The organism is Thioclava kandeliae, from assembly GCF_040297545.1.
GTDB classification, from domain to species: Bacteria; Pseudomonadota; Alphaproteobacteria; order Rhodobacterales; family Rhodobacteraceae; genus Thioclava; species Thioclava kandeliae.
This window is the reverse complement of record NZ_JAYWLC010000021.1, coordinates 19,202-41,351: the sequence shown is the minus strand read 5'-3', so window position 1 is coordinate 41,351 and position 22,150 is coordinate 19,202. Positions and strand designations below refer to the sequence as shown.

General features: G+C 60.3%; 19 protein-coding genes. 8 read left to right on the top strand and 11 right to left on the bottom strand.

What is annotated here, in order from left to right:
- Positions 1–206 precede the first annotated feature (206 nt).
- Positions 207–836 (top strand): IS3 family transposase, encoded by a 630-nt coding sequence (locus VSX56_RS17690; protein WP_350938976.1) that lies wholly within the window; start codon positions 207–209, stop codon positions 834–836.
- A 574-nt stretch (positions 837–1,410) separates the two neighbouring features.
- Here the strand turns inward: VSX56_RS17690 and VSX56_RS17685 are convergent.
- The 8 genes from VSX56_RS17685 to VSX56_RS17650 form a co-directional block, all read right to left on the bottom strand.
- The gene (locus VSX56_RS17685; protein ID WP_350938975.1) at positions 1,411–2,247 is read right to left on the bottom strand and encodes a carbohydrate ABC transporter permease; all 837 of its coding nucleotides are present in this window, start codon (positions 2,245–2,247) and stop codon (positions 1,411–1,413) included.
- A 58-nt stretch (positions 2,248–2,305) separates the two neighbouring features.
- Positions 2,306–3,571 (bottom strand): ABC transporter substrate-binding protein, encoded by a 1,266-nt coding sequence (locus VSX56_RS17680; RefSeq protein WP_350938974.1) that lies wholly within the window; start codon positions 3,569–3,571, stop codon positions 2,306–2,308.
- Positions 3,572–3,635: 64 nt separating this feature from the next.
- Positions 3,636–4,784 (bottom strand): Gfo/Idh/MocA family protein, encoded by a 1,149-nt coding sequence (locus VSX56_RS17675; protein WP_350938973.1) that lies wholly within the window; start codon positions 4,782–4,784, stop codon positions 3,636–3,638.
- Positions 4,781–5,830 carry a sugar phosphate isomerase/epimerase family protein gene (locus VSX56_RS17670; RefSeq protein WP_350938977.1) on the bottom strand — a complete coding sequence of 350 codons (1,050 nt, stop codon included), beginning with the start codon at positions 5,828–5,830 and terminating at the stop codon, positions 4,781–4,783. Before VSX56_RS17670 ends, VSX56_RS17675 begins: the two co-directional genes overlap by 4 nt.
- 11 nt (positions 5,831–5,841) lie before the next feature.
- Positions 5,842–7,014: a Gfo/Idh/MocA family protein gene (locus tag VSX56_RS17665; RefSeq protein ID WP_350938972.1), complete on the bottom strand. Its 1,173-nt coding sequence runs from the start codon at positions 7,012–7,014 to the stop codon at positions 5,842–5,844.
- Positions 7,011–7,775, bottom strand: a complete 765-nt coding sequence (locus tag VSX56_RS17660) for a sugar phosphate isomerase/epimerase family protein (protein ID WP_339114799.1) — start codon at positions 7,773–7,775, stop codon at positions 7,011–7,013. The genes VSX56_RS17665 and VSX56_RS17660 overlap by 4 nt, the downstream gene beginning before the upstream one ends.
- A gap of 26 nt (positions 7,776–7,801) precedes the next feature.
- Positions 7,802–8,908 (bottom strand): ABC transporter ATP-binding protein, encoded by a 1,107-nt coding sequence (locus tag VSX56_RS17655; protein WP_349295438.1) that lies wholly within the window; start codon positions 8,906–8,908, stop codon positions 7,802–7,804.
- Positions 8,909–8,910: 2 nt separating this feature from the next.
- Positions 8,911–9,768 carry a carbohydrate ABC transporter permease gene (locus tag VSX56_RS17650; RefSeq protein WP_350938971.1) on the bottom strand — a complete coding sequence of 286 codons (858 nt, stop codon included), beginning with the start codon at positions 9,766–9,768 and terminating at the stop codon, positions 8,911–8,913.
- Between the two features lie 214 nt (positions 9,769–9,982).
- Between VSX56_RS17650 and VSX56_RS17645 the strand changes: the two genes are divergently transcribed.
- From VSX56_RS17645 to VSX56_RS17620, 6 genes are all read left to right on the top strand, one after another.
- The gene (locus VSX56_RS17645; RefSeq protein ID WP_350938970.1) at positions 9,983–11,014 is read left to right on the top strand and encodes a LacI family DNA-binding transcriptional regulator; all 1,032 of its coding nucleotides are present in this window, start codon (positions 9,983–9,985) and stop codon (positions 11,012–11,014) included.
- Positions 11,015–11,243: 229 nt separating this feature from the next.
- The gene (locus VSX56_RS17640) at positions 11,244–12,542 is read left to right on the top strand and encodes an MFS transporter (RefSeq protein WP_350938969.1); all 1,299 of its coding nucleotides are present in this window, start codon (positions 11,244–11,246) and stop codon (positions 12,540–12,542) included.
- A gap of 173 nt (positions 12,543–12,715) precedes the next feature.
- Entirely contained in the window at positions 12,716–13,969 is a 1,254-nt protein-coding gene (locus tag VSX56_RS17635) for an NAD(P)/FAD-dependent oxidoreductase (protein WP_350938968.1), read from the top strand.
- 212 nt (positions 13,970–14,181) lie between these two features.
- The gene (locus VSX56_RS17630; protein WP_339114794.1) at positions 14,182–14,835 is read left to right on the top strand and encodes an ABC transporter ATP-binding protein; all 654 of its coding nucleotides are present in this window, start codon (positions 14,182–14,184) and stop codon (positions 14,833–14,835) included.
- Positions 14,819–16,714: a KpsE/RkpR family capsule polysaccharide export protein gene (locus VSX56_RS17625; RefSeq protein ID WP_350938967.1), complete on the top strand. Its 1,896-nt coding sequence runs from the start codon at positions 14,819–14,821 to the stop codon at positions 16,712–16,714. Before VSX56_RS17630 ends, VSX56_RS17625 begins: the two co-directional genes overlap by 17 nt.
- Before the next feature lie 130 nt (positions 16,715–16,844).
- Complete coding sequence (locus VSX56_RS17620) at positions 16,845–17,645, top strand: SseB family protein (protein ID WP_350938966.1); 801 nt, start codon at positions 16,845–16,847, stop codon at positions 17,643–17,645.
- Between the two features lie 71 nt (positions 17,646–17,716).
- On the opposite strand, the gene VSX56_RS17615 is transcribed toward VSX56_RS17620, so the two are convergent.
- The 3 genes from VSX56_RS17615 to VSX56_RS17605 all read right to left on the bottom strand — a co-directional run bounded on the left by VSX56_RS17615 (position 17,717) and on the right by VSX56_RS17605 (position 21,367).
- Positions 17,717–18,649, bottom strand: coding sequence for an MYG1 family protein (locus tag VSX56_RS17615; protein WP_350938965.1), 933 nt, complete (start codon positions 18,647–18,649; stop codon positions 17,717–17,719).
- A 70-nt stretch (positions 18,650–18,719) separates the two neighbouring features.
- The gene (locus VSX56_RS17610; protein ID WP_339114790.1) at positions 18,720–20,021 is read right to left on the bottom strand and encodes an NAD(P)/FAD-dependent oxidoreductase; all 1,302 of its coding nucleotides are present in this window, start codon (positions 20,019–20,021) and stop codon (positions 18,720–18,722) included.
- Positions 20,021–21,367, bottom strand: coding sequence for a glutamine synthetase family protein (locus tag VSX56_RS17605; protein ID WP_350938964.1), 1,347 nt, complete (start codon positions 21,365–21,367; stop codon positions 20,021–20,023). The genes VSX56_RS17610 and VSX56_RS17605 overlap by 1 nt, the downstream gene beginning before the upstream one ends.
- A 78-nt stretch (positions 21,368–21,445) precedes the next feature.
- Here VSX56_RS17605 and VSX56_RS17600 point away from each other — a divergent pair, with 78 nt between their 5' ends.
- Positions 21,446–22,138, top strand: coding sequence for a GntR family transcriptional regulator (locus VSX56_RS17600; protein ID WP_339114788.1), 693 nt, complete (start codon positions 21,446–21,448; stop codon positions 22,136–22,138).
- Positions 22,139–22,150: the final 12 nt, after the last annotated feature.

Genomic DNA, 22,150 nt, shown 5'->3' with positions numbered 1-22,150 from the left:
CACGGCCATGGCCAGACCGTCAGAGACAGGGATCAGCGCGACCGAGGACGAACACAGGAACGCGATCGCGAACTAGATTGCGCCGACCAGCGCCAAGCCAACACCCGCCATTGCCCGCGCGGAACTCACTGCCGGAGAGGCCGAAGCCTAGTTCCACCACCGCTGGCGACGGCGAGCGGACGGCGAGGGTATAGCTGTGGCGGGACATGATCGCTCCCCATCCTCCCGAGCTGTCGATCCTGCGGCAATGCGCCTTGCTCGGGCTCAGCCGCTTGGCGTTTTACAGCCCGAGCAGATCCGAGCCGCCGTTGAACCTAGCCTTGATGAAGCTTGTCGACGCGCGGTTCATGGAGACGCCGTTCTACGGCAGCCGTCATATGGCGCGGCATCTGCGCAACCAAGGATATTGCCTCTGGCGCAAGCGGGTCAGAAGGCTCATGGCCAGGATGGATCTGCGGGCTGTTTATCAAAAGCCCAGGACCTCGCGGCCACATCCGTCTAAACGTAAATATCGGTATTTGTTTCTGGATTTACCAGGCGCGCGGCCCGATCACGTCTGGTGTGTCGAAATTACCTACATCTTGATGCAGCGCGGGTTCCGTTACCTGCTCGCCATTATGGATCGGGCGACGCGCCGGGTTCTGTCGTGGCGTCTGTCGAATGCCATGGATGTGGAGTTCTGTATCGAGGCCTTGGAGGAAACCGCCACGGCATGGAAAGCCCGGGATATTCACCACGGACTAAAGCCGTCCGTTCACAAGCCCACGCTTCACGGAGATCCTCGCAGACGCAACTTTGAAGATATCGGCGGACGGGCGAGGCAGATGGATGGATAACGTGATGATCGCGCGGCTTTTGCGGTCGCTGAACTACGAATGCCTCTATCTGAACGTGTATGAGGCCGGCACCCCAGCTCGCAGCGGCACTGGGAAGTGGATGATCTCCTAGAGCACCAAGAGCCCCCATTCGACGCTCGATGCCCCCCAAAAGCCCATCAAGGTCTCGATTTGAAGGCGGCAGCATGACCTATAGGCAACCTCAGCGCCGCCGAAAAACTGTCCGGGAAATGGGGACCATCTCAGCGCCACCACCGCTTTATCATGCCCATTACGCGCCCGATAATAGGGTTCGAAGCCTTTTGCTCAGCCGCCGCCACTTGCGCTGGCGTGGGACCGCGCACATCCTCCCTAAAGGGCAGATAGCGTGATGAGCCCTACGCATTCCAGATCATCGCGGCGCTCGCAGGATAAGCATATCCAAGCGAGGGGCGTTTCGAGCCAAGCCGTATTTCTTGCGACACAACCATAGGTTCTGACATATCCGCTCCCCTTATGGATCGTTTCAGCCGCACGATGGCCCAGAGATACCGACGGGGGCGGTTACAGCATCAAGGCCCCAGCACAGCTTCTTTCAACGTTTCCGAATATAGACAACGTATATCCATGGCGCGATGGCGATCGCGACAGTCACGAGCATAACAGTGGCGGCTGCGGACGCGAATGCGATATTCGAACGCAGGAACAGGAAGTCCATGATAAATTTCGCAGGAACATCGGTCGCCATTCCCGGGCCACCATTCGTGAGTGCCACGACCAGATCGTAGGACTTCACTACACCCAAGCCGAGAAGGACAACTGCCGTAACGACAATGGGACGGAGTGTGGGCAGAACGATGGAAACGTAACCACGCCAGATCGGAATCCCGTCGACTTTGATCGCTTTCCACAAATCAGGATCCACGCCACGCAATCCCGCAAGCATAAGCGCCATAACAAGCCCTGCCGATTGCCAAACTGCTGCGAGCACGACCGCATAAATCGCCTTGTCCGGATCAACCACCCAATCAAAGCGGAAAGACGTCCAGCCAAGGTCGTTCAGAGTCTTCTGGATACCAAGGGTAGGATCCATCATCCAACGCCAGACGACACCTGTAACGATAAAAGATAAAGAATAGGGATAGAGATAGATGGTCCGGATCGTGCCTTCCAATGCAATCTTGCGGTCCAGTGCGATCGCCATCAAGGTGCCCAAAACAAGACTGGCGACTACGAAAAGCACGCCAAAAACCAGCATATTATCAACCGAGTTCATCCAGCGCGAGGTATGGAAGAGACGCTCGTATTGCTTGCCTCCCGCGAAGACCATTTCTGGCACAAGTTTTGACGGTGTGAAGGAAATGCCGACGGTCCAGATCATCGTGCCGACATAGGCGGCCAGCACGATGATCCAGGTGGGCCAAAGAGCCATGGCGGCCCTGCTTGGGCGAAAAATGGGGGTTATCATTCGAGCCGCCATGGAACTCTCCTTATTCTGCCGTCATTTCGATCGCATCGGTGAGCGATGCCGCAAAGTCCTCGGCGCTCATCGAAGGCGTATTCCAATATTCCGAAACGGCATCCTGAATGGCCCCGACGCGGTCAGCGCTCGCGCTGATCTCGGGTCCTGCAACCTGCATGGACGGATCCTGCATGGCTTTATATCCTTTCGAGGCACAAGCATCGAGCGAGCTTCCATCCGCGTCGAGCCGTGCCGGGATACCACCCTTCACTTTGTTAAATGCGACCTGAACCTCGGGGGACATCATGGTTTTGACCAGCAAATCATCAACGGCTTTCTTGTCCTGTCTCTTGGCAGCAGGAAGCACGAAGACATCGCTGCTGATGACAAAGTGGTCTTTTCCACCAAGGCCGAGAAGACATTCGTAATCCTTCCCTGCCTCGAGGCCAGCTGCGGTAAACTCGCCCTTGGCCCAATCGCCCATGAACTGCATCGCAGCCTTGCCCTGAATGACCATGGCCGTCGCATCATTCCATTTGCGGCCGGGCGATCCTGCGTCGATATAATTGGTGAGGCGTTTGAAGTCCTGGGCAAAAGCCTTGAATTCAGGTGAGTTGATCTTGTCGGTATCGCCATCGACAAAGATCGCATTGTAAAGGTCGAGATCGCCACGGAACATCATGACCTGATAGAACAGCTCGAGCGTTTGCCACGCTTCACCGCCATGCGCGATGGGTGTAACACCTGCGGCTTTGAGGGTGTCGAGCATCGGGAAGAAGCCGGACCAATCCTCGGGCATCGTCACCCCCGCATCAGCCATGACCTTTTTATTGACCCAGAGCCAGTTCTCGCCATGGTTATCGACCGGCATTGCATAGACCTTGCCATCATAGGACACGGCTTTCAGTAGCGCAGGCGGCAGAGCTTTGTCCCAATGACCGGTTTCGGCATAGCTGCTCAGGTCAGTCAGATAGCCTTTCTGGGCAAGATCGGCAAATTGGGTGCCTGCGTTGAACTGCAGAGCATCCGGAGGATTACCGCCGATGATCGAACTGGTCGCCGCTGCGAGCGCACTCTCGAAATCGGGCACGGCGTTATCGACCCATTCACCGCCATTGGCGTTGAAATCTTTGACCATCACCTGCAATGCTGACGCCTCGGAGCCGCTAGTCCACCAATGCATGACCTGTGCCTTGACCGGATCGGCATGAGCGGGGGTAACAAGGCAGAACGCGCTCAACGCGATACCGGAGGTAAGCCCCGAAAGTGACCGTGACATGTTCTTCTTTTTCATCATGTTGTTCCCTGTTGATGTATTTTGGTATTTTGGCAATCCGGCCATATGGCCGGACCGGTTTTTATGCGTCGGCCGAGTGGAGGGGCACTCTGCTGCCATCGTTCTGGGCAGATTGGACCGCCGCGAGAATAAAGCGCATGCCTTCAAGACCTTCGACGATGCCTGGAAGGTCCGGAGAAGGCGTTCCTGTCTCGAAGGCAAGGATCTTGTCTGCCGCCTCGCGATAGAGCGTGGCGAACGCCTCGAGATATCCTTCAGGATGGCCGCCCGGTATGCGGGTCGCCGCCGTAGCGGCCTCGCCGATCCCGTGCCCACCGCGGATAAATGTCTGGGCAGGCCCATCCAGCGGTCTGAAGGACAGACGGTCTGGCTCTTCCTGTAGCCATTCGATGCCGGCCTTTTCACCATAGACCCTCAGCCGGAGCCCGTTCGCATGTCCACTGGCGACCTGACTTGCCCAAAGCATCCCGCGCGCTCCACCTTCGAAACGCAACATGATCTGCGCGTCATCATCGAGGCTTCGTCCGGACACAAATGAACTGAGCTCCGCACGAAGGCTCTCGGGACGCAGCCCCGTCACGAACCGCATCAGATGGTATGCATGCGTGCCGATATCCCCGATCGCCCCGCCGAGACCGGCGCGCGCCACGTCAGTCCGCCATTCCGCACCTTTCACGCCCTGCCGCTCGACATTGCGAGCAAGCCAGTCCTGCGCATATTCAACCTGAACCACGCGCAGCGGACCTAAGGCATTCTGGGTCACCAGCTCCTGTGCATGCCGCACCATAGGATAGCCCGAATAGTTATGGGTCAGGACAAACAGACGCCCCGCCCGTTCCAGAACCTCGTATAGGGCTTGCGCATCTTCGTAGGTGCTGGCCAAGGGCTTATCGCAGATCACATGGATACCTGCTTCGAGAAACGCGCAAGCTACCGGTACATGCAGGTGGTTCGGCGTAACAATCGACACGACCTCCACACCATCGGGACGGGCAGCTTCCTTTCGGGCCATATCACGATAATCGCTGTAGCTGCGTTCGGGAGCGATGCCACATTCCACGGCGGAGGCCGCCGCGCGGGCGGGGTCCGATGAGAGCGCACCTGCGACGAGATCGAAGCGGTGGTCAAGGCGCGCGGCCATGCGATGGACACCACCGATAAATCCACCCGCGCCGCCCCCTACCATACCCAGTCGGATCCGGCGGCTCATGAAGAAAGCCCCAATAGTCGCCGGTTGGCTGCGGCATCGATTCCTGCGGCCGCAAAGTCATCAAAGGCGCGGTCTGTAACGCGGATGATATGATCCGCGATAAAGCGCGCGCCTTCCGCGGCGCCATCCATGGGATGTTTCAGGGCGCATTCCCATTCAAGCACGGCCCAACCGTCGAAGCCATATTGTGCAAGGCGCGAGAAGACGGCTTTGAAGTCGACCTGACCATCTCCGGTCGAGCGGAAGCGGCCCGCTCTCTCGACCCAAGGCGCGTAGCCCGAATAGACACCCTGACTGGCGGACGATACAAACTCGGCATCCTTGACGTGGAACATTCCGATACGCTCGTGATAGCGGTCTATGAACCCTAGATAATCAAGCTGCTGCAAGACGAAATGGGAGGGGTCGTAAAGGATCTTGGCACGTTGATGCCCACCCACACGGTCGAGGAACATCTCGAACGTATAACCATCAAAAAGATCCTCTCCGGGATGGATCTCGTAACACAGATCCACTCCCGCAGCATCGAACGCATCGAGGATCGGGCGCCAGCGCGAGGCGAGTTCGTCAAAGGCTTCCTCGATCAGTCCCGCAGGACGCTGCGGCCATGGATAGAGATAGGGCCAAGCCAACGAACCAGAAAATGTCGCATGAGCGTCTAGTCCCAACCGACGGCTGGCCTGTGCTGCCAGCATCAGGCTCTCGACAGCCCATGCCTGCCGTGCGGCGGGGTTGCCACGCTTTGCCGCAGGAGCAAAACCATCATAAAGCGTGTCATAGGCAGGATGCACTGCCACAAGCTGGCCCTGAATATGGGTCGAGAGCTCGGTGATTTCCAAGCCATGATCCGACAACAGCCCTTTCACATCATCACAATAGCTGTCCGAGCTGGCCGCAAGGGCCAGATCGAAGATTGCCGGATCTCCGGTCGGGACCTGCAGACCCTTGAATCCAAGGCCAGACGCCCATTGCGCCAGACCGGTAAGGCTGTCGAACGGCGGCTCGGCGCCGATAAACTGCGCCAAAAACAGGCCCGGTCCTTTCATCGTGCGTGGGGTCACGGGAGCACCTCCACGGATTGCGCTGCACGGAAGGTTATGGCCTCCTCGGGTGTAAAGGCTGCGGGCCGCTTGGGACGGCTATTGATATAGAGGGAGCGTCCTTCAATGGCTGCCGTCTCGATGGCGAGCATAACCTCAAGCACATGCCGTCCGAATTCGGTATCACAGCGATGTGCGCGTCCTTCAGAAATCGCGCGGGCCATTTCCGCAAGCCCTAGTCCGCGATAGCAGGAGAATGGAAACTCGCCCAGCCACAGACGGTTATTGGCCCCGAAAGCGCGGGTCGATGTATCTATCTCGGTGAAGCCCCCTACAAGATCGCCCTGCGCGATGATTCCGCCAAAATCATTGGGATCGCAAATCCGGAGCGTGCCTTTGGTGCCGTGCAACTCGATCGGGCGTAGATCGGTATTTGCGACATCCCAGCTTGCGAGGAAGGTAATCTCGGCGCCGCTCTCGAAGCTCAGGAGGGCATTGAGCGTGGTGAAGGTCTCGACAGGAATGCTCTGCCCCTTGAGAGGGCCGTCGGCCGTGACCAGACGTGTGCGCCGGCCGATCCGTCCACTGGCCTGAACCCGCGTGACCGGCCCGAGCATATTGACGAGTGACGCAATGTAATAGGGGCCCATGTCGAGAACAGGACCACCGCCTTTGCGGTAGAAGAAGTCTGGCGAAGGGTGCCAGTCTTCCATCCCATGCGACAGGACGGTGGCAAGACCGGTGACCACCTCACCGATTGTACCCGCATCAACGAGAGCCCGCGCTTGTTGCTGCGCGGGGCCGAGGAACGTGTCCGGCGCAGTACCAATCCGCAGGCCACGCGCAGCGGCTGCGGCCTCCATCGCATCGACCTCGGCTAGGCTAAGCGCCAGAGGCTTTTCGGTATAGACATGTTTGCCCGCATCGAGGATGCGCAAGGAGGTCTCGGCATGCACAGCAGGAATGGTCAGATTGAGAATGACATCGAGGTCATCACGCGCCAGAAGTGCGTCGACCTCCATCGCCTTGATACCGTATGCCGCAGCTTTGGACCGCGCCGCCTCGGGGCGCAGGTCTGCGCAAGCGATGTAGTCGATGTCTTGCAAGAGCGGTCCATTTGTAAAATAGGTATCAGAGATATTTCCACATCCGATTACCCCGACGCGCAGAGGCTTAGTATTCTCTCTCACACTGCAACTCCGTCGAGTTGGCGAACGGCTGCAGAGCTTTGGGTCGCGAAATCGAGCCAGTCTTTCGGTTCGTCATGTTCGAGAATTGCAAGACTTGCGCCAGTTTTGGGAAGCATGGCCCACACAGCAGGCCAGTCGACGATGCCTTGGCCGACATTGGTCCAGCCATCCTGATCGAGGTTCTGGCCTTCGGGCGCGATATCCTTGACGTGGACGGCAATGATGCGCTCGGCATAACGCTCGATCCACATGAGCGGGTCCCCCCCCGCGCGCACGACCCATGCAACATCGAGTTCCAGCGCGCAGCCTGCCTCGTTCATGATGACTTCGATCGGCATCGTGCCACAGGGCAAAGGCTCGAATTCGAACTCGTGGTTATGCCATGCAAAGATAAAGCCTCCCGCGCGCATCTGGTCGCCAACCGCAAGAAGGCGCGCTGCAAGGGCTTGCCACCCTGCCAGGTCGACCGGGCGGTCTTCGGGCTCGAGCCAAGGCGCGATAATGGTTTTCATCCCCAATCGACGGGCGATCTCGATGGCACGGGCAGGTTCTGCTTCGAGCATCTCGAGGTCGAAATGCCCGCTAAGTGCTGTCATGTTGTGCTGAGCTAGAATGGAATGCAGCCCGTCCAGATCTGCATAAAGCTCGCCAAAAGGCTCGACATTGGTGATCCCCATAGCTGCCAGTTCGGCAAGCTGGGTGTCGAGTGAGTCAGACGCGCGGGCGGTATAGAGCTGGAACGAAAGAAGCGGAGAAGTCATGATTTTTCCTGACGGATGGAAGTAGGTTACAGGCGCTGGCCTGATTGGGTATCGAAGAGGGAGGCACGTACCAGATCGGGCTGGAGGAAGACCTGTGTGCCGAGAGCAGGCAAGTGTTGGCCTTGTGCGCTGCCCAAACGAAGCGAGAGCTGGGTGCCGTTGGCGGTCGTGGCCCAGATGATGGTCTCCGAGCCAAGTGGCTCGATCAATGTGACCTCTGCCTCTAATGATCCGGCGGTGCCTTCTGGACAGAGCACGAAATCTTCGGGGCGTAGGCCTAATGTTGCGGGGCCGGTAAAGGCGAGAGGCGCGCTCGAGATCCGATCAAGATCAAAACTCATGCCAGCCGTCGTGAAATGAGGTCCCTGCGGTCCGGAGGAGATCTCGCCTTCAATAAAGTTCATCTTGGGAGTTCCGAGGAACCCGGCAACAAAGAGATTTGCAGGGCGGGTATAGACCTCGGCTGGAGGTGCCAGTTGCTGGATCTTGCCGTCCTTCATCACCGCGATGCGGTCTGCAAGCGTCATGGCCTCGACCTGGTCATGAGTGACATAGATCATCGTATTGCCAAGCGACTGGTGAAGGCGCTTGATCTCGATGCGCAGATCTGCACGCAGTTGCGCGTCGAGATTAGATAGCGGCTCATCAAAAAGGAAAACATCCGCCTTACGGACTAGAGCACGCCCGATGGCTACCCTCTGACGCTGTCCGCCGGACAGATCGGCGGGACGACGTTTCAGGAGGTGTTCGATTTGTAGGAATTTGGCAGTGTGGTTCACGCGTTCGGCGATCTCTGCCTTGGCCATGCCACGGATCTTTAAGCCGAAGCCCATATTCTGCGCGACGGTCATCCGCGGATAGAGCGCATAGGACTGGAAGACCATGCCGATACCGCGATCTTTCGGCTCGGCGCGCGTGACATCCTGACCGGAGATCATGATCTTGCCTGCGGTTACCGTGTTCAGCCCCGCTATCGCATTCAACAGCGTAGATTTCCCGCAGCCAGAAGAGCCAAGGAGCACGAGAAACTCACCCTCGGCGATGTCGAGATTAAGCCCGTCGAGTACGTGCATCGTACCATAGGTCACGCGCAAGTCGCGGATCGAAACAGAAGTAGTCTGAGCGTCGAGCATGATTATCCTTTCACGGCGCCGGCTGCGATGCCGCGGACGAACCAGCGGCCGGACAAGAGATAGATTGCAAGGGGAACGAGGGCCGTCAGGATCGTCGCGGCCATGTGGACGTTATAGGGATGCTCACCCATGCGTGTATTGACGAGACCAATCAGCTGGACCGTCATCGGCTGGTTGTCCTGACCGGCAAAGATGAGACCGAAAAGATAATCGTTCCAGATGCCCGTCGCTTGCAGAATGACCGTCACGACGAGGATCGGCACTGACATGGGGAGAATGATGCGCCCGAAAATCTGCCAGAATCCAGCGCCGTCGATCTTGGCGGCATCGAGCAGCACATCCGGCACTCCCGAATAGAAGTTCCGGAAAATCAAGGTCGTCACCGGCATGCCGAAGATCACATGCACCAAGACAACACCGAAGAGCGATTTCCCGAGGCCCAATGAGGCAAAAGACATGGCGAGAGGATAGATGAACAGCTGGTAGGGAATGAAGGCGCCGATCAGCATGATAGCGAAGAGTACTTCTGCTCCGCGGATACGCCAGAATGCCAGCGCATAGCCATTAATTGCCCCTAGCAACACGGAAAAGAAGACACTCGGGACCGTAATAATGACCGAGTTCCAGAATCCAGTACGCAACCCCTCGCAACGAAGCCCCGAACAGGCGTGATTCCATGCCTGATCCCATGCAGCGAAGCTCGGGTGCTGGGGGAGCGCAAAGATAGAGCTATTGCGGACCTCAGCCATATCTTTCAGCGAGGTCACACCCATCACATAAAGAGGAAGAAGAAAAAAGAGCGCGCTGAGGAGAACAAAGATCCACAGCCCCCATCTGCCGGTGTTCGATGCCTGCTCCATTAGACTCGACCATGGTTCATGAAAACGTTTTCATTGTATGTTGGGTGATATGATCTGCTCAGAGGCATTTTACTCGTCTTTACCTGTCGGGATAAGTGGTCTTTTATAATATTATTAAAACGTTTGCATCGCACGTTTTTAAAGTCAATATAGTTTTCAAGCTAGATTTCAGGAGGAAAGAATTATGGTATCGGCGGTCCGACCAAGGGGCATTGTGACTATCGCCGATGTGGCAAAACTTGCTGGAGTTTCAAATGGAACCGTGTCGCGTTTCAATCATGAACCCGAGCGTGTGAGCCCCGCCACACGCGACAAAATACAGGCGGCCATAGAAACATTAGGATATTCCCCCAATATTCTCGCCCGCAATTTCCGGACCGGTAGCACAGGCGTGATTCTAGTCCTGACATCCGGGATTGGCGATCCGTTTTATGGCGACGTTATCAGCGGCATCGGACGTGTCGCCCGGTCCAAGGGCTACACGGTACGAATTGAGGAACTCTACGATGGAACACCGTTGAGCAGCAACGATCTAAGCAGTTTCATCTCGTCGCGCCAAGCGGATGGGATCGTCGTACTCGGGAGCCCCTGGCCCTTCCGTCATTCTGAGCGTGACGCCGGAGACGCAAGCTATGCGATCGTGGTTTGCGGCGAAACATCCGACCCCGAACTTGCCCGCTATCCGCGTTTTCAGATCGACGGCCGTTCGGCTGCGCATGAAATGACCCGCTACTTGATCGGGCAAGGACATTACCAAATCGGATTTCTGGGGGTTGCGGGAGCGACAGTGCCTCTTGTGGAACGCGAGAACGGCTATAAGCTGGCCATGAAAGAGGCGAATATAGAATTGTCGCCTGATTGGATCGCCGACGCTGGCGTAACAATCGAAGAGGCACGTCGCGCTACGACTGCACTTTTGCACACGCAGAAGAAACCGACGGCAATCATCTGCGCAACCGATGACATCGCGCTAGCTGCGATGGCGGAAATCCACGCCCAAGGGCTGGTCGTCCCGCGCGACATCTGCGTAACAGGTTTTGATGACACCCGATATGCCGCGATTGCCAATCCGCCTCTGACCACAGTCGCGCAACCACGCGAGCAGATCGGGGAAAACGCGGTTTATAAACTCATCGATATGATGAACAACAAACCTGCACCTCTTCGAGAGGAACAACGACAGTATATCCTACCGCATCGTATTATATTACGAGGGTCTTCTCAGGTTTTGGCCGGCAAGACCTAAAGGACTGCGCCTTTCAACGCTCGGCCCACGCTACACTGACTTTCAAACCGGACCACTCGAGCAGGGCAGATCAGCTCCGCAGGTCCTATCAGCCACCGCTATAGGCGCGTGTCTGACAGGATGTATGTGCACATGCTCACAAATAAAGGGGTTACAGCAAAGCTTTCATTGCGATAGGCCGCGCAAGTTGGCAATTTTGCGAACAATAAACACTGGAATAAGAAATAAAATGTCGGACATATCATCAGCCAATGGCTTCGCCGACGCGAATACCTCTGCCACCAACTCGGCGGGCAAGGTGTTGCTGGCCAGCCTGATCGGGACCACGATCGAATTCTTTGACTTCTACGTCTATGCGACCGCCGCCGTGCTGGTCTTCCCCACGCTGTTCTTCCCCAACAGCGATGGTATGACCGCCCTTCTGGCCTCTTTCGCGACCTTCTCCATCGCCTTCTTCGCGCGTCCCCTGGGCGCCATCGTCTTCGGCCATTTCGGTGACCGTATCGGGCGCAAGGCCACACTGGTCGCGGCGCTGCTGACGATGGGCATCTCGACCGTCATTATCGGTCTCCTGCCCACCTATGCGCAGATCGGCGTCGTCGCGCCACTCCTGCTGGCACTCTGCCGGTTCGGTCAGGGCTTCGGTCTGGGCGGCGAATGGGGCGGTGCCGTGCTGATGGCCACCGAGAACGCACCGGAAGGCAAGAAGAACTGGTATGGTATGTTCCCGCAACTGGGCGCACCCGTCGGGCTCTTCCTGTCCTCGGGCCTCTTCTGGGTGCTTTTGCAGTTCATGCCCAAGGAGCAGCTGCTGAGCTGGGGCTGGCGTATCCCCTTCATCGCCTCCATCGCGCTGGTGGTCATCGGCCTGTGGGTGCGTCTGTCGATCACCGAAACGCCTGCCTTCCAGAAGGCTATCGAGAAGAACGAGCGCGTGGCCGTGCCGGTATTCGAGCTGTTTGCCAAACACAAACTCTCGATCTTCCTGGGCACCTTCGTGGCTATGGTGACCTTCGTGCTGTTCTATATCGGAACCGCTTACCTTCTGTCCTACAATGTCAAGGTGCTCGAGATCCCGTTCACCGACGCGCTGGTGATCCAGCTCTGGGGCGCGGTGATCTTCGGTCTGACCATTCCCTGCGCGGGCCTGCTGGCCGAGCGGTTCGGCCGCCGCGAGGTGCTGATCGTGACGACCCTGCTGATCGCCGCCTTCTCCTTCCTCGTGCCCGTGCTGATGGTGGCCAATGAGGGAGCGATCCTGCTGTTCGTGACGCTGTCGATGATCCTGATGGGCCTGACCTACGGGCTGATCGGCACGGCTCTGGCCGCGCCCTTCCCGACCCGTGTGCGCTATACCGGCTCCTCGGTGACCTTCAACTTCGCCGGTATCGTGGGTGCCTCGCTGGCCCCCTATGCCGCGACCTGGCTGCAGTCGAATTACGGGCTGGCCTATGTGGGCTACTACATGGCCGCCGCTGCCGTGATCACGCTGGCCTGTATCTTCGCCATCGGCCGCGAGAAGATCTGAGGCAGGCCGCATCGCTGTCCGAACTGCCCCGGCCACTGGCCGGGGTTTTTCGTGGCGCCCTGCCGCCGAATTAGGCAGGACAGCTCTGGCCCCAACAAATCCGCCCCTTCCTCCTAGACATCGCAAAACGGGCCTGCGCATGTGGCAGGAAAGCAATCACAAGGCCCTCTCCCATGTCCATGACCTCCCTATGGTATGCCACAGCCCCCGCAGGCCCCGCCCTGCCGCAGCTGGAGGAGAGCCTGAAAACGGATGTGCTGGTGATCGGTGCAGGCTTCCAGGGTCTCTCGACCGCGCTGCATCTGGCCGAGGCCGGCACCTCCGTCGTGCTGCTCGAGGCGCATGAGCCGGGCGAGGGCGGCTCGGGGCGCAACGGGGGGCAGGTGATCCCCGGGCTCAAGGACGACCCCGACACGCTCGACCGCCTCTTTGGCGAGGACACCACCGAATTTGCCGGCTCGACGGCCACGGTTCTCTTCGATCTGGTGGAGCGCCTCGGGCTCGACTGCGATGCCGAGCGCACGGGCTGGATCCAGACCGGTGACAAACATGTGCTGATACCCGCGCTCAGACAGCGCATGTCCGAATGGAAGGCGCGCGGCGCCGATGTGGACTGGCTCGATGCGGGCGAGATGGCCGCCTATACCGGTAGCACGCGGTTCAAGGGCGGCTGGCTCGACCGCCGCGCAGGCCAGATCCATCCGCTGAAACTGGTGCGCGCGCTGACCGCTGCCGCATTGGCTGCGGGGGTGAAGATCTATGCCCGCTCGCCGGTCACCGGCCTCACGCGCAAGGGCCACTGGGTGGCCAGCCTGCCCAATGGCAGCACCGTCACCGCAGACCGCGTGCTGACGGCCACCAACCGCTATACCACGCCCGAGCTGGACCCCGATCTGATGCGCGCCACCCTGCCCGCCAATAGTTTCCAGATCGCGACCCGTCCGCTCAGTGCCGAGGAACTGACCCGCATTCTGCCCCATCGCACCCCCGTCTCGGAAAACCGCCGCGTGGGCACCTATTTCCGGATCGGGCCGCAGAACCGGCTGATGCTGGGCGGGCGCGGGGATTTTGCCGATCCACAGGGCCCCGCGCGATTTGCCATGATCCAGCGCGAGGTCGAATGGCTCTATGGCAAGGGATTGGAGATGGAGCATTACTGGTTCGGCGCCGTCGCCATGACACGCGACCACCGGATGCGGATCTTTTCGCCCGAGACCGGCCTTCTGGCCGCCACTGGATTCAACGGGCGCGGGGTCGCGCTCTCGACGGCCTTGGGCAAACGGATTGCCGAGCATTTCCTGACCGGTCGCACCCTGCCGATGCCGGTGCAGAAGACGGTCACGAGAATGCCTCTCTACGGGCTGCACCGCGTCTATGGCACGCTGGCAATCGACTATTACCGCCTGCGCGACAGGCTCGACCGCTAAGCGCGAACGAATCGCGCCCTTACGAAAAGACTGCCAGAAACCACCCTATAATCCCCAAAACAGAAACAATGCCAAAGTCTTGCCGCATATTTTCTGGTTAACCCGACATAATCTTGCCCGATTGTGATCATAGGAGCTTTGTTAACGACGTTAGGCTAGTTGTATGACAGGGCCTGACGTCCCAGAGCGTCACAACCAGGGGTGGGAGGGAAATGCTCGAATTCGAAAATGTCAGCAAGTCCTTCTGGACGGGCAAGCAGCGCAAGGTCATCCTTGATCGCGCGAGCTTCCGTGTGGAGCTGGGCAACTCGCTCGGCATCCTCGCCCCCAACGGCACCGGCAAGACCACCATCATCAACATGATGGCAGGGCTCGAGAAACCCGATGAGGGCGCGATCCGGCGCAGCTGCCGTGTATCCTTTCCGCTGGGCTTCATGGGCGGGGTCGTCGGCAAACATACCGCCCGCGAGAATGCGCGCTTCATCGCCCAACTCTACGGGCTGGACCCCGATTACGTCGAAGCCTTCTGCCGTTGGCTCTGCGGGATCGCCGAATATTTCGATATGCCCGTCGGCACCTTCAGCGCAGGGATGAAATCCCGTTTCACCTTCTCGCTGCTCCTCGCGCTCGAATTCGACATCTATCTGATCGACGAGGGCATGCCCTCCACAACCGATGTGGTCTTCAACCGCAAGGCAGGCACCATCCTGCGCGACAGGTTGCAGAACTCCACCGTCATTGTCGTCTCGCATCAGGCCGAGACATTGGAAAAATTCTGCCGGACTGCGGCCGTTCTGCGCGATGGCCAGCTCTATATGTTCGACACTCTGGAAGAAGCGAAGCGGATGTATGACTACACAACCTAGGACCACCAAATACCGCATCCGCCGCCACGAGATCCAGAGCGGCGCCAAGGCCCGTTCCGCGCCACTGCGGGAGGAGCCTGAACGGAACATGCCCGCCCAGAGCCCCGCACAGGCGCCCGCAGCGGACACGGTATCCGGGACGGTGACTGCCACACAGCGCCCCCCCACCGCGACCCAAGCCCCGCCTGCGGAGCCGCCCGCCACAAAGACCGATCCCGCCAGAGCCGACACCGCACGGAACAGCGCTCCCCGGCGCAATGCGGCCCTTGGCATGATGGGCCAGCCGCCAAAGACAGGCCCCGCACCGGATCCGGACGATCCGGCGGCGATCTTCGAGCAGCATGATGATGGTTTCGGAGATATGAAATTCGCCGATGCCGCCCGCATGCAGGCCGAAGCCAATGCCGATCAGGTTCTCGACAAGGGCGAGAAGACGCTCGACGAGGAAATAGAGGCCATCCGTCGCGAAAGTCTGACCGGCCGCCAGCTGCGCCTTGCCCGCCGCATGGCCCAGAAACACGGGATCGAGGCCACCTCCGATTTCGAGGCGGTGCTATTGCTGCGCCGCAAGGGCATCGACCCGCTCGACCGTTCCAACATCCTGTCGCTGGTCAAACCCGACAAACAGGAGAACCTTCCGGCGGTTGCGGGCAAACGCAGCCTCGCCAGAACCAGCACGATGGCCGTGGCAACCGCCCCGCATTTGCCCGCCGAAGCAATGACCGAAGAACATCGCGCCAGCGAGATCCTCGCCATCCAGCGCGATATTGCCCGCCGCAGGCGGCGCAAGCTGATGCTGCTGGCGACCCGTCTGGCGTTTTTCGTTTTCCTGCCGACGCTCATTGCGGCCTATTACTATTTCGCCATGGCGACGCCCACCTATTCGACCAAGAGCGAATTCGTCATCCAGAAGGCCGACAGTTCGGCCGCAGGCTCCATGAGCAGCCTCTTCTCGGGCACGCAACTCGCCACCAATCAGGATAGTGTGACGGTGCAGAGCTTCCTGCAATCGATGGAAGCGATGAAGCGGCTCGATGACGAAGAAGGTTTCAAGAAACACTTCCAGCAATCCTTCATCGATCCGCTGCAACGGCTGCCCACGCCCGCCACCGACAAAGAAGCCTACGCGCTTTACAAGAAGGTCGTGAAAATCGGCTATGATCCATCGGAAGGCGTGATCAAGATGGAGGTGATCGCCGCCGATCCCGAAACCTCGACCCGCTTTGCCAAGGCCCTGATCTCCTATGCCGAGGAACAGGTGGACCAGCTGACCTCGCGCCTGCGCGGCGACCAGATGCAGGGAGCCCGCGACAGCTATGACGACGCAGAGGCCAAGGTCCGCGACGCCCAGCAGAAAGTGCTGGAGCTCCAGCAGAAACAAGGGGTTCTGGACCCCGCCTCCGAAGGTAGCCTCGTGATGAGCCAGGTCTCCGCCTTCGAGACTCAGCTCCAGCAGAAACGGCTCGAACTGGGCCAGCTTCAGGACAACCCGAGCCCCAACGCGGCTCGTGTCGCAGGTGTGCAGGGCGATATCAGACGTCTCGAGACGCTGATTGCCAGCCTGCGCAAGCAGCTGACCCAGAATACTGCGACCACCAATTCCATCGCGGCCGTCTCGGGGGATCTGCGCATCGCCGAGGCCGATCTGGCCACCCGTCAGGGCCTTCTGGCACAGGCCGCCCAGCAGATGGAGACCGCCCGCCTCGAAGCCAACAAACAGGTCCGCTATCTGGAAATGGGGGTGCGCCCGATCACCCCGGATGCGCCCACCTATCCGCGCGCTTTCGAGGATACGCTGGTGGCCTTCCTGATCTTTGCCGGCATCTACCTGATGCTGTCGCTCACCGCCTCGGTGCTGCGCGAACAGGTCTCGAGCTAGAGACGGCCCAGCACGATGGCAGATCCCGAGCCCCGAAGCCTCGCCACAGGCTTCGGGGCTTGCCATATCCGGCCCTGCGCAATAGGGATTCCGTCAAAACCGTCTGCTGCATCTGCATGAAGGACCTGCCATGACCCCCTATGACCGCGCCCATGCCGCAATGAGCGCCCAGCCCGAAAATGATGCGCTGCGCTTGGCCGTCTATGACCGGCTCGCCGATGCGGAACTGTTCCTGCTGCTGGAAGAAGAGGCCGACGGTCAGGACATCCGCCCTCAGGTCTTCGAGACCGAGGATGGGGCTTTCGTACTGGCCTTCGATACCGAGGAGCGCATGGCCGAATTCTCCGCAAACCCCGTGCCCTATGCCGCCCTTCCGGGCCGGATCATCGCACAAAATCTGGTGGGCGAGGAGATCGGCCTCGGCATCAATCTGGGCGTCGCCGACTCGGCCATGCTCTTGCCGCCCGAAGCCCTCGACTGGCTGAGCGAGACCCTCACCCATAGCCCCGCGCAGGCCACCGGCCGTCCGGTCAGCTTCGACGCCCCCGCCCTGCCCCCCGCGATCCTGGGGCTCCTGCTTCCGGCATTCGAGGCTAAATTCGACCAGCTGATGGGCGTGGCCACCCGCGCGCTTCTGGGCGGCGTCACCTATGAGGACGGCCATAAGGGCCATGTCCTGGCCCTGCTCGGCACCCCCGAATCCGCCCGTCCCGCTATTGCAAAGGCCATGGGCGAGGCGCTGACCTTCTCGGGCCTCGACGCGGGCGAGCTGGATGTCACCTTCCTTGATGAAGAAAGCGAGGCCGCCCAGCGGCTCCTGGCCAAGGCGCTGGTCCTGCATCTGCCCGAGCACGAAGAGGCCCCCGCCGCAGAGCCCGAGCCCCGGAAAGGCCCCGGCATGGATCCGGCAAAGCCCCCGATCCTGCGCTAGATCCCGCTTCCAGCGTCGCTAAATATCCCGGGGTGAATTGGGGCCGCAGGCCCCAAGAGGGGCAGCGCCCCTCACACAACCCCGCGGGCCAGCGCATCCTCGACCGCCAGCCGCGCCATCTCCATCACCGCCTCGCGCGAGCTGGCCGCCGCGATGAACCGCCCGTTATGGCAGAATTTCGCGCCCTTTACACCCGAGGCCTCCTCCAGCGCCGCACCATTCAGCCCCGCCCAGTCGGCCGGCAGATCGGCGCGGTTCTCGAACCCCTCATCGAACTTGCGGATAGTGCCCAGGGTCCAGTCCTCGGGCCCGCGCGGCGTCACCACGAACCACAGCTGGTCGGCGCCCGCCTTCACCACTGCCGGACGGAACGGCATGCCCATCGGCAGTTCGAGGATCCGGCCCTCGCCGGCCGCTGCTATCGCCTCCGCCACCATGCCAGCGGCGCGCAGTTTCGCCGCCGAGCGGTTGACCCGCGCCTCGAGGAAGGTCCGCGCAATACCGACAGCCTGCCAGAAGGCATTGATCTCGCCCTCGGGGTCGCGGTCGTCAAACACCGGACGCAGCGTCTCGATCAGCCCCGGCAGGGTCATCGCTTGCAGCGCCCCCGCCTCGGAGACGGACAGCTTGCCGTTATCCACCAGATCTACCGGCGTCACGAAGCTGCGGTCCACGCTGGCATGCACCTCGTCCAGATGCTCTTCGGCAATTCCGAACCCACGCAGATAGTCACGCCCGAACTGCGCCCAGATGAGCCCGAAGGAACTCAACGGCGCGCCATCCTCGCGCAGGGGCGCCTCGCGCTGATGGTGATCATAGATATTGCGGGCCGCATCGAAATCACCGCCCACATCATAGATCACCCGACCCTCGGCAGGGGTGATCCAGCCCGCATCGCGGGTGCGCACCAGCTCGGCCTGCGGGAAAAGCCGCGTCAGGATAACGGTGGAAAATACCTCATCGGCATGGAAACCGCCGGAATGGGTGACAAGATGGGTGATCATGGGCGGCCTCCAGAAATAACTCTTGGCCGCAAATAGTCAGGGCCTGCGCCAAAACGCAAGCCCAACAAAGTCACCAACCCAGACGGTCGCGGATCTCGTAATACCACGAGCCCAGCACCGAATAGGGCACGCGGAACGTCCGCCCGCCGGGGAACGGAATCCAGGGCAGTTTGGCAAACACGTCAAAGCGGCTTGCATCGCCATTGATCGCCTCGGCCAGAATGCGCCCGAATGTATGTGATCCGGTCACGCCATGCCCCGAATAACCATGCGCGTAATAGGTCGCATTCCCCAGACGCCCCATCTGCGGCACGCGCGAGAAGGAGAGCGCGAAATTGCCCGACCACGCATAATCGATCTTCACATCCGACAGCTGCGGGAAGACCTTCATCATATTGCCCCAGAGCTTGGCCTTGATATCCTTGGGGTCGGTTCCGCCATAGACGGTGCCCCCGCCGAAGAGCAGCCGGTTATCGGCCGACATCCGATAGTAATCAAGAATGTAGCGCACATCCTCGATACAGGTATCGGCCGGCATCAAGGCCCGCGCACGGTCCTCGCCCAAGGGCTCTGTCGCCATCACCTGCGTGGACACCGGCATCACGCGGTTTTCCAGATCGGGCACCACATGGCCCAAGTAGGCATTGCCGCAGAGCACCAGAATCCGGCAGGTGATCTGCCCCTTTTCGGTCCTGATCACCGGACGCGCCGCGTTGGTATCTACCGAGACCACCGGCGACATCTCGTAAATCGTGCCGCCATTGGCCTCGATGGCAGCAGCCTCGCCCAGACACAGGTTCAGCGGATGCATATGCCCGCCCGTCGGGTCGATCATGCCACCGACATAAAGATCGGTCGCGGCATGCTCGCGGATCTCGGATTTGGTCAGCATCCGCTGATCATTGAGCCCGTAGCTTTCCCAGAGCTGTTTCTTTTCCTCCAGCTCGCGCATATGCATGTCGTTGAAAGCGGCAAACACGTTGCCATCCTTCAGATCGCATTGGATGCCATAGGTCGAGACGCGCTCGCGGATGATCTTGCCGCCCTCGGTCACCAGCCCCGCCACAAACCGCGCAGTGTCCTGACCATAGGATTTGCCGATCTTCTGCAGGCTCGCGTTCAGCCCGTTGACGATCTGCCCGCCATTGCGCCCCGACGCGCCCCAGCCGATACGGGCGCCCTCGACCACGGTGACCTGATAGCCCTTCTCGGCCAGATGCAGCGCGGTCGAAAGCCCCGAAAACCCCGCGCCAACCACGCAGATATCGGCTTCCTGCGCGCCTTCGAGCGCGGGGCGCAAGGGCGCAGGATTGGCCGAGGCCGCATAATAACTGCCGGTATGGGCACCATTGCCCGCATAAGAAACAGACATCAGACTGCCTCCAGATAGCTGTGGAATTCGAAATCGGTCACATGGCGGGTGAAGCGGCGCAGCTCCTGCTGCTTGCATTGCACGAACATCCGCTTGAGACGTTTGGAGTAGATCTGCTCGATATGCGGCCCACGGGCAAAGGCGTCGATAGCCGAGGCCCAGTCGAGCGAGAGGTGGTCGAGATCGAGTGAATAGGCATCGCCCTCGATGGGATCCGGCGGCTGCCATTCGCCCTCGATCCCCAGAAGCGCGCCGCCAAGGATGGAGGCCAGCACCAGATAGGGGTTGGCATCCGCCCCCGCCACACGGTGCTCGATCCGCCGCGCCTTGTGGTGCCCGCCCGGAATACGGATCGCGGCGGTGCGGTTCTCGTAGCCCCATGCCACCGACGAGGGCGCATGGCTGCCCGGCAGCAGGCGGCGGAACGAGTTCTCATGCGGCGCGAAGACCAACGCATTCTCCTGCATGGTGCGCAACAGCCCCGCCACGGCATGGCGCAGAAGCGGTGTGCCCTCCTCGCCGCCATTGTCGAAGACGTTATTGCCATCCTTGTCGACCAGCGAGAAATGCACATGCATCCCCGAACCGGCACGGTCGCCATAGGGCTTGGCCATGAAGGTCGCCGCAAACCCGTGCTTGCGGGTGATCCCGCGCACCAGCCGCTTGAACAGCACTGCATCATCGGCGGCGCGCAGCGGGTCATCGACATGCATCATGTTGATTTCAAACTGCCCTGCCCCGTTTTCCGAGATCGCGGTATCGGCGGGAATATTCTGCGCACGGCAGGCGTCGTAGATCTCGTTCAGAAGCTCGTCGAAATGCTGCAACTCATCAAGCGACAGCGCGCCATCGCTGTCGAGCCGCTTGCCCGTGACCGGCGAACAGGGCGGCTGCGGCGTGGCCTCGCTGGGGTCCACGATATAGAATTCCAGCTCGGTCGCCACCACCGGCGTCAGCCCCAACGCCCTGAACCGCTCGCAGACCCCAGCCAGCGCGCGCCGCGGATCACCCAGGAAAGGCGTGCCATCCTCGTTGGCCATCCACAACTGCGCGAAGGCCGCCGGACGCGAGGTCCAGCTGATCAGGCTCAGAGGCCGGCCGGTATAATCCCCGATCCCGTCGGCATCGCCCGTGTCGAACACCAGCTCGGACCCTTCGATATCCTCGCCCCAGATATCCATCCCCAGAAGCGATAGGGGCATCCGCAAGGATCCGTTCTTGACCTTATCGACGTGATCGATGGGCAGGCGCTTGCCCCGCATCACCCCGTTCAGGTCGCAGATACAGGCAAAGACGGTTTCGACATCCGTTTCGCTTTGAAGCTCGTGTTTGACGCGGCTATTCATGATCGCTCCGGCAAAATGTGATAGCATTTTCTGAATTGTGATAGCATTATGTGAGTCTGTCAACTCATGGCACTTCTTATGACCAAAGAAACATCGATCCCCGACCTGCCAATGGAAACCGGCGACACGGTGCAGGACAACTGTTACCGCCGCTTGCGCCATGCGGTGATGCTGGGCCTGATCGCGCCCGGCACACAGCTGACCCTGCGCGGGCTGGCGCTTCAAATGGGCCTCAGCCCGACCCCGATCCGCGAGGCGGTCCGGCGGCTCAGCTCCGAGCGCGGCATCGATGTGCTGGGCAATCGCCGCCTTCAGATCCCGCCGATGACCGCGGGCCGGTTCGAGGAGCTGGTGGCGCTGCGCATCATGCTCGAAACCCATGCCGCCCTGCGCGCCCTGCCCCATATCGCCGACCGCCAGATCGACGCGATGGAGGCCGTTGACCGCGAGATGGACACCGCCCTTCAGGCACAGGATCTGGACGGGCTCACCCGTCTCAACCAGGAGTTCCACCGCCTGCTCTATTGCGCCAATCCCGATCAGGCGGCGCAACCGATGATCGAGAGCCTCTGGCTCCAGCTCGGTCCATTCCAGCGGCAGGTCCTGCGCGGCATCACCGACCATTACAAGATCGACCGTCACAAGGAGATGCTCGCCGCCCTGCGCGCCCGCGACGCACAGGCGCTGGTGGCGAGCCTGCGCGCCGATATCACCGATGGCTCCATCCGGCTCGGCCGCCGCGCGCTGGACCTGCCCGAAGACAGCGCCTGACGACATAAGCAA

Bases quoted from the DNA above. Each gene is read 5' to 3' on its own strand.
- VSX56_RS17605 (WP_350938964.1), bottom strand. From the start codon at position 21,367: ATGAATAGCCGCGTCAAACACGAGCTTCAAAGCGAAACGGATGTCGAA.
- VSX56_RS17620 (WP_350938966.1), top strand. From the start codon at position 16,845: ATGACCCCCTATGACCGCGCCCATGCCGCAATGAGCGCCCAGCCCGAA.
- VSX56_RS17600 (WP_339114788.1), top strand. From the start codon at position 21,446: ATGACCAAAGAAACATCGATCCCCGACCTGCCAATGGAAACCGGCGAC.
- VSX56_RS17685 (WP_350938975.1), bottom strand. From the start codon at position 2,247: ATGGCTCTTTGGCCCACCTGGATCATCGTGCTGGCCGCCTATGTCGGC.
- VSX56_RS17635 (WP_350938968.1), top strand. From the start codon at position 12,716: ATGTCCATGACCTCCCTATGGTATGCCACAGCCCCCGCAGGCCCCGCC.
- VSX56_RS17670 (WP_350938977.1), bottom strand. From the start codon at position 5,830: ATGAAAGGACCGGGCCTGTTTTTGGCGCAGTTTATCGGCGCCGAGCCG.
- VSX56_RS17625 (WP_350938967.1), top strand. From the start codon at position 14,819: ATGACTACACAACCTAGGACCACCAAATACCGCATCCGCCGCCACGAG.
- VSX56_RS17690 (WP_350938976.1), top strand. From the start codon at position 207: ATGATCGCTCCCCATCCTCCCGAGCTGTCGATCCTGCGGCAATGCGCC.
- VSX56_RS17655 (WP_349295438.1), bottom strand. From the start codon at position 8,908: ATGCTCGACGCTCAGACTACTTCTGTTTCGATCCGCGACTTGCGCGTG.
- VSX56_RS17640 (WP_350938969.1), top strand. From the start codon at position 11,244: ATGTCGGACATATCATCAGCCAATGGCTTCGCCGACGCGAATACCTCT.
- VSX56_RS17675 (WP_350938973.1), bottom strand. From the start codon at position 4,784: ATGAGCCGCCGGATCCGACTGGGTATGGTAGGGGGCGGCGCGGGTGGA.
- VSX56_RS17615 (WP_350938965.1), bottom strand. From the start codon at position 18,649: ATGATCACCCATCTTGTCACCCATTCCGGCGGTTTCCATGCCGATGAG.
- VSX56_RS17610 (WP_339114790.1), bottom strand. From the start codon at position 20,021: ATGTCTGTTTCTTATGCGGGCAATGGTGCCCATACCGGCAGTTATTAT.
- VSX56_RS17650 (WP_350938971.1), bottom strand. From the start codon at position 9,768: ATGGAGCAGGCATCGAACACCGGCAGATGGGGGCTGTGGATCTTTGTT.
- VSX56_RS17680 (WP_350938974.1), bottom strand. From the start codon at position 3,571: ATGAAAAAGAAGAACATGTCACGGTCACTTTCGGGGCTTACCTCCGGT.
- VSX56_RS17660 (WP_339114799.1), bottom strand. From the start codon at position 7,775: ATGACTTCTCCGCTTCTTTCGTTCCAGCTCTATACCGCCCGCGCGTCT.
- VSX56_RS17630 (WP_339114794.1), top strand. From the start codon at position 14,182: ATGCTCGAATTCGAAAATGTCAGCAAGTCCTTCTGGACGGGCAAGCAG.